The organism is Flavobacterium hydrophilum (assembly GCF_003202405.1).
Classification (GTDB): Bacteria; Bacteroidota; Bacteroidia; order Flavobacteriales; family Flavobacteriaceae; genus Flavobacterium; species Flavobacterium hydrophilum.
Window position 1 is genome coordinate 1,717,280 of sequence record NZ_QJHL01000001.1, and the last position, 17,428, is coordinate 1,734,707.

A 17,428-nucleotide genomic window follows, 5' to 3' on the forward strand; every position below is an offset into this window, starting at 1 on the left:
TTGAAAGAGTAAAAAGTTAGTTTACAGGTTTATTTTTAGCGATAGAGTTCCTTATAAATTTTCTCAATTCCAGTAGGTTACCATTAAAAACATCATAATCAAAATTGGTGTCCTGGTAAGAGTAACTATCGGAACGCTGCCATATCATCCATTTATTATCCCATGCTGAAGGAATATTACTGGTTGTAAGATCCTTTGTATACGCAGCTATCCATAATGCGTATTTTGTAAACTCTGGAGTGTTTAAATATTTGTCTCCTGTAGATTTATCAGTATAAATCATAGGAATGCGACCTGTTATTTTTTCTACTTCCTTTAGAAAGAGCAGTATGTTGTGCTGAGCGGTTTTTAAATCACCACAATTGGTATCCATACTACTATTTTCAATATCCATAACAGGTGGTAAATGACTAATATTTAGAAATTGGTCATCCATAACAACTTTTGCAAAATGTTGGGCCTGGTCTATGGGGTCAAACTCACAGAGATAAAAATGATAAGCACCTCTTATTACCTTTTCATCTTTGAGTATGTTACAATTGCTTTCAAATGTAGGGTCTATGTAACTTTCACCTTCAGTGGCTTTGCAAATGACAAAATAAAGGGAGTCTTTTTTATTATCTAATGCAGTTATGAGGTCACCCTGATAGTGTGAAATATCTAATCCATAAGTAACAGAATCTTTTAGCGATAAATTTTTAACTAAACTCAATGGCTTCATTTTTAATGTATCTTTTGCAGGTTGGGAAATTTCTATTTTTATTTCTGCTTTTGATTCTGTTTTTGATTCCGTTTCTAATTCTGTCTTTAAGAAAGGTTTTATTTTTTCATTATAAGCCCAATCTACTAAAAACCATATTGCTAAAGCTAATGTTATATTTTTTAACATGGTTTACTGTTTTAGAATTAGGGTTTTGTTTTCTTTGCCAAACTCACGTTTTATTCCTTTTAATAACTCGTTTTTAGTTACAACGGAATCATTTCGGCCTATAGCAGCCAAAGCGCAGTATCGCAATACATTAATAATAGCTCCACCAGCCAACTCATAATCTTCGGCAATTTGATATAAATCTATTTCTTCTGATAAGGTACAAATACCTGAGAATGCATTCTGCCACAATTGATAACGTTCTTCTGTAGATGGCATATTAAAATGTATAATAGCCTGAAAACGTCTGGTAAATGCTTCGTCCATATTGGCTCTTAAATTAGAGGCCAGAATAACTACCCCGGGAAAATCTTCAATGAGTTGTAAAAGATGAGCGGTTTGTTGGTTAGCATGTCGGTCATTAGAGGAATTAGCAGCAGTTCGTTTACCAAATAAGGCATCGGCCTCATCAAAAAACAAAATCCACTCTTTATCCCGGGCAATATCAAATACTTTGGATAAATTTTTCTCGGTTTCTCCAATGTATTTGGAAACAATCATCGATAAATCAATTCGATAAACTTCTTTGTTCGTTGCTTTTCCTAAAAGGGTAGCGGTTAATGATTTTCCTGTTCCCGGGGGACCATAAAACAAAGCGCGATAACCAGGCTTTATTTTGCGGGACAAACCCCATTCGTTGAGTAAAGTTTCACTATGTTCCAGCCAGTTAAGGATTTCGTTTACCTGTTCCATAACTATAACATCGAGTACAACCTCTTCCCAGTTCAAAGAGCTGGTTATTTTTTGTGCCGGGAAAGAAGCACTTTGTGCTACACTAATTTTTTCATTGGTTATAAAATAATGAAACCAATTGTGATGCAGACTAAGGATGCCATTTAATTTTGGAATGAAAGCATCTGTTTCTGCTAATTGCAGTACATCTTCTTTGATGAGTTTGTTTTCTTTGCTTACTATTTTATGGACTTCATCCAGTAATTCTTTATGTGTAGCTGTAATTAGGAAAGCTAATGTTTGTCCAGTAGGTATAAACCCGCTATGCCCTTTGTCTATTACCCCTCCAAATTCGGTAAAACCCCGATCATACATAGCATTTTTACCAAAGAAGGTGTCTAAAATTTCAGGTCTTAGATGTGGAGCCAGGCATAATGCAATCCCTAAACGTTCGTAGATATTTATTTGCCAATCGTTTACAAAGGAAGCAAAAGGACCATTTTCTGCAGATAAATCAGACATAGGAATATCGTGCCAATCGTTTTCATGACCTTCTTGCAACAAATAACTACAAATGACTTGTTGTATGACTTTTTCAAGCCAATCCAGTTCCTCATGCAGAATTGTTATGTTGGTTTTAGATCCCATGGTTTACAAAAAGTTTTTCAATATCATCTAATGAAGCATCGGTCCATTTAAAATAGAGTAGTGCAGTGTTGGGATTGAGTTGATTACCAGATAAAAGATCCAAAATGCTTATTTGAGCATTGTTCAAGTTGGTATTATCTTGTTCTTGATTCGTATCCAGATTGTATTTATAAAAATCTTTTCCCCATAAATTTAATAAGGTGCGCTGGTATATAAGATTGTCTATAAATGTTGGCAAGCTTTCATTTTGTTCCGCTAATTTCTTAGCTTTAAAAAAACCAGGCCTTCTTTCGGATTGCCTGTTATAATATTCAATATCTTTTGACTGAATTGTTTTTGAAGATGAATGCCCAAAAATATCTACCAGACCGAAATTTTCAGTTTCCATAGCAATTTCTAATTCTCCATTTTTTGCTCCGGCAATAGCTAATGTCCAATCGGAAGCACTTGCTGTTTCGGTAATTAAATAGAGCTCTCTGAAAGAAAAATAAGTTTGAGTTAGTTTTATAATTAATTCATTCTGTAGTTCAGTCCAATTTTTAATTTTAACTGCTTCAGGCTTATTACTTTTAAAAATAAAACTGCCGCTAGTTTCAAAAGCTAAGATTTGTTTGCTAAATTCAAAAACTCCATCTAAGGCGCTATTGCCTGTTCCTCTCCCTGAATAAGGTTTTGAAACACCGTCGCTAAATTGCCAGGAATCAGCATTTAATTTGATATTATGCTCAAAAACTACATTTTTCATATCCACGATATTGGAACTAAAAATGTTTCCCAAAACAATCATTTCTCCATTAATAATATGGAAAAAGTCACCAGGATATAGCGTTTTGTTTAAAGGTTTTGAAGGGATATAATTAGTTTTAGTGTAGAAAGCACTATAAAATTTTTTGTAAATACGATTCATGGCTTGCTTTTTTAGTAAAAGTTCCTGTTTTTAGTCACAGTTTTTAAAATAGCAATAAAAACTGTGATTAAAAACCAAATGATTTGTATTATTTATCTTAACCGGCAAGCGCTGCGGCATTTGCAGCTGCTAAACCAGCTTGTAAAGATTTTAAATTAATCTGTGCTTTATTTAACTCAGCTGTTTTTATATTTAACTGATTTAAAGTTTCATTATAAGCACTTTGCATCTTATTGAATTCTATTACGGCAACATTGTAAGCATTGTTCAATAAAGTATTTAATGATAAACTAGTAGTATTAGTCTTTTTATCATTAGTTAGCTTATCGTATAGTTTGATTGATTGTAAACTTTCTAAAGCAGCCGTGTTTTGAACTTGCTTATTTGTTGATTGAGCTGTGAATGTTGAATTTAAAGCTACCAGAGATAGAGCAACTGCATTGTTTGCATTATTGCCTGCTGCTGTAATCATTTTTATTAATTGATCTGAAATAAGAGGATTCTGTGCTTTTTTTCTAATGATTAGATTAGCCAACTTATTTATCATCTCAGCGGTATAAATCAGTTTATTTGTAACACTTGTGGTTTTCTGTGCTACATTTTCTGTCTTGGAGTTTGCTAAAATTATTTCACCTAAGGCAATCTCTGAATTATCTTTTAAATTCTGAGCATTTTTAACCACAGTATTCATTAAACCAATATTATTAAAAGCTTGAGTTTTATTAGCATCTGCTTGTGTTAAAAAACCTTGATAAGTAGTTGATTTGTCTGTTAGAGAACTTACTATTGCTTGTAATTGAGATACTTCATCTGTTGCATTTAAAACTTGAATAGTTAAAGAGTCTAAAGTTCTTTTTTTATTTTCGGTAACCCCATATTTTGATGGTTTTATTATTGCCATATCCATTATTGCCATATTTTTTATTGCTTCCATATTTTCTATTTTTTTAAATTGTTAATTATTTTTTTCTGTTATGGGTTTTATTGTATGATAGCGGAATGTGTCTGTATTTACAAAATCAGAGATTGAGCTTGAAAATTGAACAGCTACTTTTTTAGGTCCAGAAGCTACCGACAATACAACAGGAATGTATTCATTCCCTTCAATAAGTGGGTTCCCAAAATTATCGGTGGTGTTTTCAAGTATTGGAAGAGTTACTGATTTTATATTTGTTTTTGAGTCAATTTTGATTTGATCACCAGTGGGAACCGTATAATTTCCATCTGTAACATTTTCAGCAATTAATTTATTAAAAAAGAAACCAGGTTTTGGAGTTTTATTAGAACTATTTGTTTCTACACTGCTATCAGAAGGTGTCGAACTTTTAAGTTTTGACTCTAAAGTGCTAATATTTGTTTTAATCTCCTCTATTAGTGATGTATTTTGTACAGCATCATTTTCTGTATCAGCGTCAGCGTCATTTTTAGTTGAATCAGCTGCTGCTTTTGGTGTGTTTTCAGTAGTAAGTTTCTCTAATTCTTCTTTTAGAATTTCTAATAAGTTATTAATCTCCGACTCATCGTCAACAGCTTTGTATTTTTCTATTTCTTCACTTACTTCTTTTACAAATTGCTCTTCTATACTTTGTAAGTCTTGAGTTTTAAACATTCCATTTACAAATGCTGAATTATCAGGTATAAACATGCATCTGTACTCAACTGTGTTATTCTTTTCGTTTAAATCAAATTGTAATACCTGTGATGTTATATTATTAGAATTTTCTTTTTCATCTAAAAAAACAACTTTTATTGCTTCAGGATTTGGACTTTTTAGTTGAGTAGTTAATATGAATGGAGAGGATGAAGCGGTTAAATAATCTTCAAAATTATTTAATGATTTTTTATAATCTACTGTAAATTGTGCCAAAACAAATACAACATAATTTTCTCCTAATGTTATAGCTTCATTATTTATGTCTTTTATGCCAGTTATTGAAATCTTTTTTTCTATAGTAGCTTGATTCTTTTTATTGTTTACTGGTATAGCTATATTAGGAGAGTTAATTAATCCTTCTGCAATAGTCATTGAAAAAATGGTTCTTTCACTTTCTTTTACTACGAAAATGTAATAATTTTCTACAGGACTAACATTGTACGGATAAGTAATTATGCCATTTACTAAATTTTCTATATCGTTATAGAAAGGATTTAGATAAGCATCAAATTGAACAGTAAAGTCTATATTACTTTTGCTTTTAATTTGTAAGTTTAAATTTAATTCGTTGATACTAGATAAGTAGGTAGATTTTGTAGCGTCAAAATCTACTTTAGCGTCTATTAATTCACCTTCTGCTTTTTTCTGAGCAGTTGCAGCAGAAGCATAATTAGCATTTTCAGTTGTTTGTAATGCTGAAGTAGCTTCTAATTGACTGTTTAGAATACTTAATAAGTTGGTAATTGATCCGGCAGTAGAAGTTGCCATATCTGAAACGGTACTTGCAGTTACTTCCGCAGTTAAGGATGAGGCTTCCATTGCCAATTGAGAGGTTACTTCAGCATTATATGCCGTGTCATTCATTAATTTGTTTACAGCAAGTGCTTGTTCGTAAATTTGGCTACCATAATCAGCGGCATTTAAAATACTTACTATGCTTCCCATATCGCTTGCTAAATTGACTATAGCATTTGTAGCAATTTGAACATTTGCAGCAGAAACCGCAGTATTAGAAACGGATTGTAAGTTAAACTGTTTTTCCTGATTAGCAGTAGCAACTACATTGTTGATAAGGTTATTATCTCCCACAGCTTCTTCTTTTATTATTTCCTGATCAGAATATTTCTGTTCTGTTCTTTTTAACTTTTCCTGAGCTGTTATTTTTGCGTCTTCTGCATAATAGAGTGTAAACATACCGGCATTTAATTGTGCTTGAGTATTGCTTAATTTTAGTTCTTGTGCTTGCAAGGATGACACTACACTTGCATTTAGATTTTCATTGTAGGAACTCATAATTATTTAATTTTAAGGGTTATATTATTGGTTTTATTCTTTCATTAATTGAGAGGGTAGTGCTTTTAACTACTATCGATTATTTTTGGTTTTGGTTTTATTTTCATTTTTAATTAATAAGGCCATATTACATGTAAAGGTTTTTTCATCCAGGGATATTTAATTATAGAAAATGAAAATGGTGATTTGTGAATCAATAAGTCATAGACTCTTTTTTCAACAGTTAATTCCCAGCGTTCTTCTTTTTCAATAAGTAATCCATCTCTTACCAGCCAGTTTCCTCTAAAACCTAATATAGAGGTGTCTCCTACATTTGGCCAATGGGAAATGGCAGCATTAATAAGTCCATTGATTAATTTTTTTTGATCTTCTGTAATAGCAATACTTTCCATCACAGGCGCTGTTATTGGTAATCCACACAATACTTTATTTAGAGGTAATAAGGTTTCTTCTGTCTTGGTTAATCCGGTAACAACATATTGTAAATAATGAACAGCATTTAATTGTGAACTACTATCTTTAAATTGTTTTTCTTCTAATAATTCCAGTCTGTCTATTAACATTTCTATGTAATTATTCAATAGCACAATACCTGCATTTTTAACCGTAATGGTATTCATCTCTTTTTGCGATGAAAGTATATTTGAGTCTGTTTTCTGCTGAAATTTTGTTTGTGTATTTTGCATTGTAGTTTCAGCATCTGATTTTATTAACTGGCTCAGACTAATTTGCAAAGCAGGGGGGAAGCTATATTTTATTTTGTCTAAGGCGGGCAGTATCTCTTTGGTTGAAATATTTTTCTTCTGACGAAGTTCCCATAGTAATTCCTGCCAGATATTGGCAACTGAAAGAATAGACCAATTGTTTTCTGTCCATGCAACGATTACTTTTTTAAATAAAATAGTTTGTATTTCTTTTGAAGTAAGGCCTTTAATCGACAATTGACCCAAAACAGCATACAGGCGTTCAATAGAATCTAATTGTTGTTTATTTTTGTCAGTATTTTTAATAACGGCCATTGTTTTGCTAAAATCCATCCAGTCATATAGTTGTTGTTTCTGTAACTGAGGAATTTTATTTTGTTTATAAACCACAATAAAGGATGTTGGATTGTAGGCTAAAACTTCATGAAATAAATCCAACACAGAAGTGTTTTTAGTATTGTTGTACCAAACAGGTATTTTCTTTTCTACAATTAGAGAAACATATAGTACTTCAAGTAAGCCTTGTTTCTCGCAAAACTCTATATCCTCATTTAAAACGGCTGCGGTTTCGCTAATCAGATTTGTAAAAGAAGTGTTGTATTGCATTAAAATATTTTTTAACATTTGACTAATATTTATTCCATTGGTGATTACAGCATTTATAATCTCATTAGAGCTTATTGATTCCTGTTTTATCATTTGATTGATCCAATATTCGATAAATGATTTTACCAGATTTTCGGTCGTTTTATTATGTTGAATAATTTCCCATGTTATTTTCCAAAAAGAGCTATCAATATTTGTCTTTTTATTTGAACCCATAAATAATAGTACAAAATCATAAAACGATTTAAGGGTTTCCATAGCTTCTTTGAGCAAAGCGGAGCTATCATTTGTAATCCATAAACTAAGGGTCGACCAATCTAAACTGGTTCTTAGTATTTTAATACGTTTCTCGGTTATGCTACAGTTTGAAAGTATTTTTCGCACTTCCGACGGATTGATTTCAAGGGACATTTGTAACAAATCTTTCAATAGGAATTCCTGATTGTTTGCCACAAATTTTAAAGTTTCGTTTTGAATGCTTTTTTTCAGCCACTCAAATAAATTCTCAGTAGTTATCATTTGTCCGTTAATGAGGACGCTTTCTGTACGAAACAGATTTGACTGTTCTGAAGTTGCTATTGGGTACTTTACAAGTTTTTTTTCTATCGTTGTTTTTGTTTTGTTCTGAAATAATTTCAGTTTTATTTTCTCCAGGTTATTTTCAGAATCACTGATATTCTGTATTTTTTCATGTTTAAGAAGAAAAGCTACAAAGACATCAAAATTGTTTTTTTGAGAAGGTGTTATCAATTTTAAAAGTTTTTCTAATACTGCTTCTAAAAACCGGATTGAAGTGTAATCAGCATGTAACAGAATTAGTTTTACGCTTATCAGAAACAGATTTTCTAAAAGGAGTGAACTAAAGTTTCCAGAAAAAATATTCTGGTTCACTTCTTTTATTATCTTTTCAAGTGTCTGCACTAAATAAACCTTTGTATTGTTGCATTTTTTTATAAATAGATGGGCATTTTTTTTGTTTAAAATATAGGGCAATAACTGTTTTATAATTCCTTTATCCTTGTAACCTGATAAAGTATCAAAGGATTGAACAGGATATAAACGAATGTGTTCATTAATTAATTTTTGAACAGCCATAGAGCGTATTGTACCAGTAGTATACGATTTTATTTGTTGCACTAATTCGGCTACTAAATCATTAAAACCAACTAAACGCGAAGAGGCGTTTTTTTCTGAAACTTCATCAATTAGAATGGAAGTCAGATTCGTATATATTTCTAAAGTAGCAATAGTTTTTGATGATGAAGGAACACTTACATTGGTTAGCCTGTTTACTATGGTTTCTTTGAGTTCATTATTTTTTTTACTTAACTCATTTAATGTAAAATTTAAAAATATTTTATTGTCAAAAGGTGTGGTTTTGTACTGTATAAGGAATTGTAGGCCAATCTCCCACAATAAGGAAAACTCCAGCTTTTCATTCATTTCTTTGTAAAGCCTCTCAATAAAATAGATGCTTTCTATCAGCATTTGAGATTTGACAGGAATAACGGCATGAAAAATATGCTCTAAAGCTTCATTTTTTAAATCCGGAACAACAGCAGTCCAAAAAAGAGTAGCATTTCCTAAAGATGAAAAAAGCGCGCTGAATTTCGTTTTGTTTTCTTTCGAAAGAACAATAATTAACTCATTAAGTTCATTTTTCTTAGTACTGTTTTTTCGAAGTGAAGCTGAACTAAAAAGTTCTGTGAGCAGTGTCCAATAATCAGGTTTTGCAATTGTTGCTAATTCTTTTTTGTTTTTAATAAGTTCATTTTCTTTGGTTAGAAGATCTAGGATTAATATAAAATTGGCTTTTGTACTTGTAGAAACATAAATATGCTGTATGGCCAATTCAATCATATTTAGCAATTCAGAATAAGATATATTATAATGATTTGACATTTGCTGAATGCTACTTTTCATAAAAGCAACTTTATTGAAAATAGTTCCTCTGTCTGTAAATAAATAATTAAGTATCCAAAACCAAAGATTTCTTTTGAATTCATTTTCATTAGCAGGCACAAGTGTTTCCTGCTGTTGAATTTTGGTTAATTCTTCAGAAAATTTAATAATCTGATTGTGATTACTGGTTTCTAAACCTTCAATGATTTTTAAAATAATAGATTCCTGTAATTGCCATGCCATTCTTTTTCTAACATTCTCATCTGTTTTTCCAACTTCAGTCAGCATTTTTAGAACAGCTTCTTTATTGTTTTTGATCTGAAAAGCCATCATTTTATTCAAAGAACTGTTGTTTTTATAGTTCCAGGGCATATTTCCGGTTAGAAAATAATGACCAAGCATGCTTATTTGAGAAGTGTTGGTGTTTGAAATTTCAATACGATCAGTTCGTTTTTCGGCATTCAGAACCATCGCAAATAGTTGCTCGCTTAATTGATTACATAGTTTTAAAGACAAATCTTCTTCTAAAGTATCATAATCTATAAGTCCAAAATCCAATGTTAATGACGGAATGCTCCAGGTTTGACTTTCAGGACACATCTTATCAAAAAGAGCTGTTATCTCATTTTGCATTTTTGTCTTGCTCCAAACACTGATGCGTTGCTGCAATTCATGAGCTTTTTCTTTCTTGTCAAAAGAATTTTCCCATTTAAGTTTTGATATGATATGATTTCCGCTACTTGTCATAAAATTACATTTTTGGTATATTATTTATAATGTTAAACAATGTAGTAGCGGTGTCGGTAGTCTTTTTATAGGCTAAATTGTTATATATTAAATTGTTGTACCAATCCATATAGGCTGGAATGAAACTGTTTAAGGTTTCCTGATTTATAAAGTGATAGTTGTAGGAAACTTCAATAGGCAAGGTGTTTTCCAAAAATGTATCCAATCGATTCTTAAAATAATCGGTGTTGAAATAAGGAATATAATCAGGAAAAAGTAACGTTATAGTTGCTATCGATTCTGAGTTTTCAGAGCTGTTTTCCAAATTAATTCCAAAAAAACAATCAGATGCAATAGTAACAGCCTGTTTCCAGTTTATACTTGTTGTTTGCGTTATTTCAAGAAGTTCATAAGTAACAGTATTTATAGTAAGAACAATTTTCCCAGTGTTTGAATCAGTGTCTATGGCAATTGTATTAGCATTTTCCAGAAAAGTATACAAAGCTATGGTTTCAGTATAACTCAGGGCATCCTTCATTTTATAGTAAGGACCATTTTCAATAGATTGAGTGATTGCTATGGTGTGATCAAATGGATATAATAAGCAATTTTCAATACAGACTAATCCTTTGCGTTCTTTTAAAAACCATAAACATTGTTGAATTTGTTCTAACTGTTTCTTGCAATCCGGGCATTTTTCAGTTTGCTGCTGCGTGTTTTCACAAGGAGCACATTTTTTTTCTTCTAAATTATTTAATGCGTTTTCCAGGTAATTAATATAAGGTGTTTTCAGGCTCAATAAAATATTGAGTTGTAATTCCAGCGCAGCATAATTAATAAAATCCTGTTTTCTTATTTTTTCAATTTGATCGACTTTATTGGTGTTAAAAATGAAATCATTCTCAAACTTTTCATTTTTTGAAATAGTGATATCTTTTTCAGATTCTAAATAAAAACGAACAGAAGCAACATCTATTAATAATTGCTCTATATCTAAAGGTAATTCCAGTTTTATTTCTTCAATTTTTTTCGCACCCAGATAATTATATCCTTTAAATCTATAATAAGAAAGCAATCCTAAATTTTGAAGGTACAAGCTTTTAATAATGATTTTATCTTTGGCACTATTTCCTGTATACACAGAACCTTCAATAACAGTATTTATAAATAATGGAGATTCTCCATGTCTTGCTAACAAATGATCCAACATTTCATTTCTCCTGTCCAGATTGATGGTTTCGTCTACAATAAGATTTTGTAAGCCTCTTATGTAAGAATTGTAAGGGTCATCTTTGAATTTTTTCCAGCTTATTTCTTCCGCTACAATTTTAGTTCTTGGTTCTAAACTGAAATTGAAAGCTTCATTATTTTTAAGCAATGGTTTTATATTGGGAATAGTATATAAAGACTGATAAAAATAAGTAGGGGAGAAACTCAAATAAGGTACAGGATATTTAAGATGCTCTTTTTCATCTGGTGTTTTAGAAACATAAAAGTTCTTTAATTCAGAAGGTGTACCGGTTATACCATTTTTGAACGAGAATAGTTGAGGTACATTGGCTAATTGTGAAAACTGATTTGCTAATACCTGATCAAATAAAGTGAGATACCCTTTTAATTGTCGGGATTGTGCAATTTGAAAATCACTTGCATTGGAATTTATCGCATTTTCGCCCACAGCATATATTTCCGGAAAGGTATTTTGTATCGAATAATAAGAATTAATATCCCTGAATTTTCCTTTTGGAAATTTAGATACTCCGGTCGTCATATTAGCATACGGAATATCAGTTCCTGAAAGGGATTCGTTTGAAGTAATGGAATTATTGTTTTTAATATTAGTATAAATAATTTCTAACGTACTCAAATCGAAAGTGATTAATTCACTCGTTGTGGAGGTTACAAAATCACTATTTATGCCATTAATCTGAAGATTCTGAATATTAATTACACCATTAACAGAGAGCATAATAGTAAGGAGATTTCGAGTAGTAATGGTATCTTTCTTTTCACCTAAATTAGAGTCACTAATGTATCCGTGTTTCATTTCCGGACCATTATAGATTATATTAATATCTTCTCCATCAAGAACTAATTGGTTGTCATCTTCCTGAATTACTTTTGGGAAAATGTAATTGTTTATTTGCCCTTCCATTAATGAAAGTATTTTAGAAAGAGAAACTTCATTACTAATTTCAAGCTTTCCGCTTAAAGTGTAAACTGTTTTTTTTAATGGCAATGGTATTAGAAACAATTCGCCGATATTTCTTCGTTTATTTAATCTGTAGAATACCGTATTGCATATAGCTGCGATAGAAACTGGATTATCTGCTCTTGTGTCGATTGATAAATACACCCTGTAAACACCTTTTACATATGACAGATTACTTTGTACAGGCACTATCAACGCATTTACGACATCATTCACTTCGTCTACAATATATCTGATATAATCCTTTGTCGTAATTGGAGAAGTGGTTAATATTTCTTCCGGTAAATAAAACTGATCTTTTACTATTAGTTTATCGTCAGAATTGGTTAGAATATCTTGTATCGGAAAATCATTGCAATACCCTAATTCAGTTAATGCATAACATAGTTGATCGAGTATAGTAACGCCGGGATCACTTGGATTTAAGTTGGTCCATTCTTTGCCGTTTACTTTTTGAATATGAGCAAGACCTTCCTCTTTCAAAGATTTAAAATCCTGTGTAATAGGAAGTGGTTGGTCTATTATATAATTAATCTCTTTCATTAATAATATGATTAGCATTAGAAGCTATTATTAATTCTGGATTTTTATCTAATGATAGTAAGGTCAGGTCAGTTTGTGTTATGAAATCTCCATTTGGCGATAATCTGGTGGTGTTAAACGTTAGTTTTTCAACATTGCTGACACCTTCTATAGTTCTGATAAAATGAATCACATCATCAGCACTTACATTTTCATCTATTGTAATTTGTGGACTATTTGTTGAAATCCAAGGGGATAAAAACAGCTTTAAAGCAGTTTCTACAGTTTTTTGAATACCCTGAAATTCATAACCATTAGCAACTGTTATAGTGGTGTTTACAGTAACAGTTAAGAATGAAAAATTAGCAACAGTAATTGTTGTAAATGCAGCAGTACGTGTTTCCAGATATTGCTGTATTTTTTCTTCAGCGCAAATGGTAATCATAGGCGCAAAAGCATTATAATCGTTTACATTATTGCTTCTTTTTACAACATAAACTGTAATTTCTTTGTTGTTGTAAGTTGCTTTGGAATAATAAATATCATTAAATTCTTGTTGTACAACACTATAATAATCAGTCAGACTAACAATCCTGTCCTTTGTTTTTAATCTATTACTGACCCTTTTGTTTTTGATACTATCATTTTCCATTGCTTTTCCATCAAAAGAAGGGAAAGGTTGCATAATATTGGCGATTTCGGGAATAGCAATGTGAGATTTGGCAATGGTATCACTATTTATTTTGGGTTCGGTTGTGTCAAATAAGTATTCATTTCCGGAACGAGTTAATAATACACCATTTGTTTTTAAAAAAGTAATTTCCGGATAATTTGAGATGTCACTTTTTGTAGCTAAGCAAATCCAATAGTTCTTGCTATTCATTAATGAGGTTTGATTGCTTATATCCTGTGGTAAATTAAAAGTAATAATCCCCGAACAACTCAGGTTGTTTGTTCCATCAGAAAGAATAGGCAAGAGCTGCCAGCCATAAGCACTCAAATAATAATAATCAGGCTTTGTATCCGTGGGTATATTGCCTTCTTTTCTGCCCAGTTCTACATAGAAATTGATTACATTAGGTGCAATAACGTCTTCTAATTCAATATATAAAAAGCCTTTGTAATTATACAAAGCAGGGATTACAGGAATCCCTTTTACTGCTTGGGAATTGCTTATGTTGTTATCGCCAACGTTGTAATTGAAAACAGGAGCTGCGGCTGCCGCGTCATAAGTTAAGTAATTAATAAATGAAGAATACGTATAGCATTGTAACGGAAAAGCATTTGTCTGAGTTAAATCATACTTTTGTAAAGCACAATAATTAGCAGTTATTGTTTTTAGTTTTGGCGCAAAAGGGAGCTTGGGTTGTGCGGCTAATTTTTTTGAATTACTAAATGTTTTTGAAATTTCAAGCGCATTTTCTAAGGCCGTATTTGCTACAATTTCAGGATATATTTCAAATCCGAAACCATAAGGATCTGGACCTGATAATGCCATTTTTAAGAATCCTGAATCGCTTTTTTCTGTAAAAAATAATTCTGAATTTTGAATATTTGGATCAATAACGGTAGTAGAAGCTGCTGTTTTAGAAAGAGGGATGAATTCAATTGACTGAGAGCTATTTGGGGTTGATGAATCTTGAGTTTTAGAAGCATTAGATGTATAACTAAAAAAACTTTTAGTAGTCAGCTCGCACTTTTTTGCAGCACTGTCCGTACTAAACAATAAATTAGAAGTAATATCTGCTTGTGGCACACAATATTCGTTTACGCAATAAGGAACAGGTGTTATATTACCTTCTTTATCAACAGCTATTCCTTGCTTGATCATGTTAAAATTTTTCCATATCGAATTGTTCAGTATTTCAAAATCAACAGTAAAACATGTATTGTTAAAAGGAGTTGTAGGATTTGGATCTACAATACCCAAAATATCTTTTAACAACTGTATTATCTCTTTCAATAGTTTAATGATGATATTCAAAAGCTTTTTTATCATCCCTATGGGAACTTTCGCTGCTTTTTTTACTAAATTTTTGATTTTATTAATGAAGCCTTTCGATTTACCAGTGTCTGTAACCAATTGATTTTGAGTAACAATAGTATCAGAAAGATAAATATTGTATTCCTGGTAATAGGTTTGAAAACTTTTAGGCAAAGTATCCCAGGTCATATCAATTTCAAGCGATTGCAAAGGCTTACTAAATATTTCGTTATTGCCAATTATAAAACTGCTGTTAATCGTTGGCGTTGGTCCAAACAATTCAAAAGGTTTTTTAGGATCTAAAGCACCAAAATCATTATAGAATTGGAAAGAACTACTATTTTGAACCGTTACCTGAAATTCAACCGAATTGATAATAGGGATTGGAGTATTATTGATATAATTATCGAATACAATTTTTAACAAAGGCCATTTTGAGTCATAACCATCAGGATTTTTTGTAAATGCTTCAATAGAGGGTTGTGTGTTGTCTAATGTGATATTTAAAATTATTGATGAATTTGATGTATTGGACTCCTGAACAGAAGCTGGGACCGCAATCCAGATTTCTTTAGAGCTTAGATAAAAGCTGGCGGTATTCAAAAATTGAAAATCAGTTGCTGCATTAAAAGTGAGCGTTACCTGAATTGTTCTGTTACCTTCTTTTAAATAGAGCATTGGCGAAGCAAAAGCAATACCCGGAAAAACATTCGTAGCATCAGGAGACTGGCTGTTGCCAAAAATCGACCAGCCTTCTGTTTTTCCGGTTTCGTCTTTTTGTAATACAGAGGGAGTAGCAATATTTTGCAAATAAAGCTTTGTGCCGTTTGTTTCTACAGCTGCTAGAGCTAATGTTTTTGCACTTACTATTGTGGCAGGATTTAAAGAAACATTCTCATTAGAAGAGAAAATAACAGCATTTTTTTGAGCATCAATACCCGCATCAAACAGGCTGTTTTTGGGCAATAGGAAAGCACTGCTTTTTGTACTTAAATTAATGGCTATAAAAACGCTGTCAGGGAGCGCATTTTTTATATTTTGTTTTAGTATTTTGGTATAATAAAAATCTAAATGCTTTTGAGATATTTCATTTAACTGTTGGCGATGATGCATCAGCAACTGAATAAAAGTCCGTATCAAAATAGTATCAGGAAAAGGACTTCTTGTTTCTTTTAATTTTTCAAAAGCAGCTTTGGCATACTGTGTAATTGAAGTTACGAATGTAAATAACTGATTGCCGGTTTTTTTTAAAGCATTGATAAAATCGGTAATTTTATTTTTAAAAAAAGTGGCTTCTAAACCGAGTATTTCCCAATAAGGTTTTTTGTCTTTGTTTAGCAACCAAATTGCAGCATTGGCATTTTGAAAAACAGAAAAGTCAACACTTTCAACTTTTGCTATAATTTTATTTAAAATTAATTGGCTGCGAAGTGATAATAAAGCCCACAATTGAGCACTATAAATGTGTTCTACCTGATAAAGTATATACATTTTGAGACTAAATTCCTGATTGGATTTTAATAAAAACCGTATCCAATATTCTAGTTTTAGAAATAATTCAAATATTTGATCAAAAAGGGAATTGATTAGTTGACTTATCTTAGTGTTATTTTTATCTTCTTTAGACAATGTTTCTATATGCAAACAGCTATTAAGGAAAATAGAATGCTGTTTTGTTACATTCGTCTTTGAAATAGAAGCCACCATAATGATAGGGTCTTTTAATAAAAAAGGAGTCCAGTTTCCGTTTATTTGATTGTTGGCATCATAAAAATTAATAAGTGAAGCAAAATCTGCTATAAAACTTAGCCAGTCGCTCTCTGTTCTCCCATCAATTAAATTTGATGGCGGAACCAATGCGGCCTCTACCGAAGTTAAAATAGTATTTTGATTCAATGTATTCATTTATCTGCTTCCTAAATTGGTTCCTTCTTTTATGTAAAAAGGAAAAACATAATTGTGTCTTGTATTGGTTTGATTGAAAACATATACAATTCGTATTTCTATAAGCCCGGCTAAAATATCAGTATAAGCAACTGTGATTTCTTGTAAACTTATTCTGGGTTCATTGTGTAATAAAGAAAATCTAACTACATCTGCAATTTCTCCCTTCAGTGTTTCATCCATTTTTCTAAAGAAAAACTGTTGGAGTCCTGAACCAAATCTTGAGTTTAAATTGCGTTCACCTGTATGTGTAAGCAGAATAATTCGTAAAGATTCATTCACATTTTGTTCATAACCAGAGAGGTTTAGCTGATGATTTCCTACTGAAAAAGTAACAGGAAAAGACCATCCGGAACCTAAAAAATGATTTTCTTCTTTAGTTATCAAATTACTGTTATCCACCTATTATTACATTTAAAGCTCCTAATACAATACTTCCTCCATGTGCAGTCGAGTCTCCCATTCTTGCAGCAGGCATACCACCAATCATTACAGTTGATGAACCTTTTACAATAGAATCCGGAGGACCAACACACATTAGCAAATCTCCAACTCTTGCTGCGGGTAATTTGCAAATTAAAACAGTAGGTTCCCCTGGGCCTGTTATGGGGCCTCCAACATGCGGAATAGGAGCTGGAAATGCAGGTGTCTGCATAGGGCATTGGTGAAAATCGGTTATTCGTGCTGCTGGTGGCATATTATTTTTATTTGGATTATAAAACTGTT

10 protein-coding genes are annotated in these 17,428 nt (G+C 31.7%); all 10 read right to left on the reverse strand.

The window, feature by feature from the left end; genetic code table 11:
• Positions 1-16: 16 nt before the first annotated feature.
• Positions 17-889 carry a glycoside hydrolase family 25 protein gene (locus DMB68_RS06550; protein ID WP_110345818.1) on the reverse strand — a complete coding sequence of 291 codons (873 nt, stop codon included), beginning with the start codon at positions 887-889 and terminating at the stop codon, positions 17-19.
• 3 nt (positions 890-892) lie between these two features.
• Positions 893-2,248, reverse strand: a complete 1,356-nt coding sequence (locus tag DMB68_RS06555) for an ATP-binding protein (RefSeq protein WP_110345819.1) — start codon at positions 2,246-2,248, stop codon at positions 893-895.
• Positions 2,238-3,155, reverse strand: coding sequence for a hypothetical protein (locus tag DMB68_RS06560; RefSeq protein WP_110345820.1), 918 nt, complete (start codon positions 3,153-3,155; stop codon positions 2,238-2,240). Before DMB68_RS06560 ends, DMB68_RS06555 begins: the two co-directional genes overlap by 11 nt.
• A gap of 97 nt (positions 3,156-3,252) precedes the next feature.
• Positions 3,253-4,089, reverse strand: a complete 837-nt coding sequence (locus DMB68_RS06565; protein ID WP_110345821.1) for a hypothetical protein — start codon at positions 4,087-4,089, stop codon at positions 3,253-3,255.
• A 21-nt stretch (positions 4,090-4,110) separates the two neighbouring features.
• Entirely contained in the window at positions 4,111-6,102 is a 1,992-nt protein-coding gene (locus DMB68_RS06570; protein ID WP_110345822.1) for a hypothetical protein, read from the reverse strand.
• A 113-nt stretch (positions 6,103-6,215) separates the two neighbouring features.
• Positions 6,216-10,061 (reverse strand): contractile injection system tape measure protein, encoded by a 3,846-nt coding sequence (locus tag DMB68_RS06575; RefSeq protein WP_110345823.1) that lies wholly within the window; start codon positions 10,059-10,061, stop codon positions 6,216-6,218.
• A gap of 4 nt (positions 10,062-10,065) precedes the next feature.
• Entirely contained in the window at positions 10,066-12,795 is a 2,730-nt protein-coding gene (locus tag DMB68_RS06580) for a hypothetical protein (RefSeq protein WP_124019398.1), read from the reverse strand.
• Entirely contained in the window at positions 12,782-16,663 is a 3,882-nt protein-coding gene (locus DMB68_RS06585; RefSeq protein ID WP_110345825.1) for a hypothetical protein, read from the reverse strand. Before DMB68_RS06585 ends, DMB68_RS06580 begins: the two co-directional genes overlap by 14 nt.
• Entirely contained in the window at positions 16,664-17,104 is a 441-nt protein-coding gene (locus tag DMB68_RS06590) for a GPW/gp25 family protein (RefSeq protein WP_110345826.1), read from the reverse strand.
• Positions 17,097-17,399 (reverse strand): PAAR domain-containing protein, encoded by a 303-nt coding sequence (locus DMB68_RS06595; RefSeq protein WP_110345827.1) that lies wholly within the window; start codon positions 17,397-17,399, stop codon positions 17,097-17,099. The genes DMB68_RS06590 and DMB68_RS06595 overlap by 8 nt, the downstream gene beginning before the upstream one ends.
• Positions 17,400-17,428 lie beyond the last annotated feature (29 nt).

Excerpts from the sequence above, each read along its gene's own strand:
- DMB68_RS06580 (WP_124019398.1), bottom strand. The coding sequence starts at position 12,795 with ATGAAAGAGATTAATTATATAATAGACCAACCACTTCCTATTACACAG.
- DMB68_RS06585 (WP_110345825.1), bottom strand. The coding sequence starts at position 16,663 with ATGAATACATTGAATCAAAATACTATTTTAACTTCGGTAGAGGCCGCA.
- DMB68_RS06570 (WP_110345822.1), bottom strand. The coding sequence starts at position 6,102 with ATGAGTTCCTACAATGAAAATCTAAATGCAAGTGTAGTGTCATCCTTG.
- DMB68_RS06560 (WP_110345820.1), bottom strand. The coding sequence starts at position 3,155 with ATGAATCGTATTTACAAAAAATTTTATAGTGCTTTCTACACTAAAACT.
- DMB68_RS06555 (WP_110345819.1), bottom strand. The coding sequence starts at position 2,248 with ATGGGATCTAAAACCAACATAACAATTCTGCATGAGGAACTGGATTGG.
- DMB68_RS06595 (WP_110345827.1), bottom strand. The coding sequence starts at position 17,399 with ATGCCACCAGCAGCACGAATAACCGATTTTCACCAATGCCCTATGCAG.
- DMB68_RS06550 (WP_110345818.1), bottom strand. The coding sequence starts at position 889 with ATGTTAAAAAATATAACATTAGCTTTAGCAATATGGTTTTTAGTAGAT.
- DMB68_RS06575 (WP_110345823.1), bottom strand. The coding sequence starts at position 10,061 with ATGACAAGTAGCGGAAATCATATCATATCAAAACTTAAATGGGAAAAT.
- DMB68_RS06565 (WP_110345821.1), bottom strand. The coding sequence starts at position 4,089 with ATGGAAGCAATAAAAAATATGGCAATAATGGATATGGCAATAATAAAA.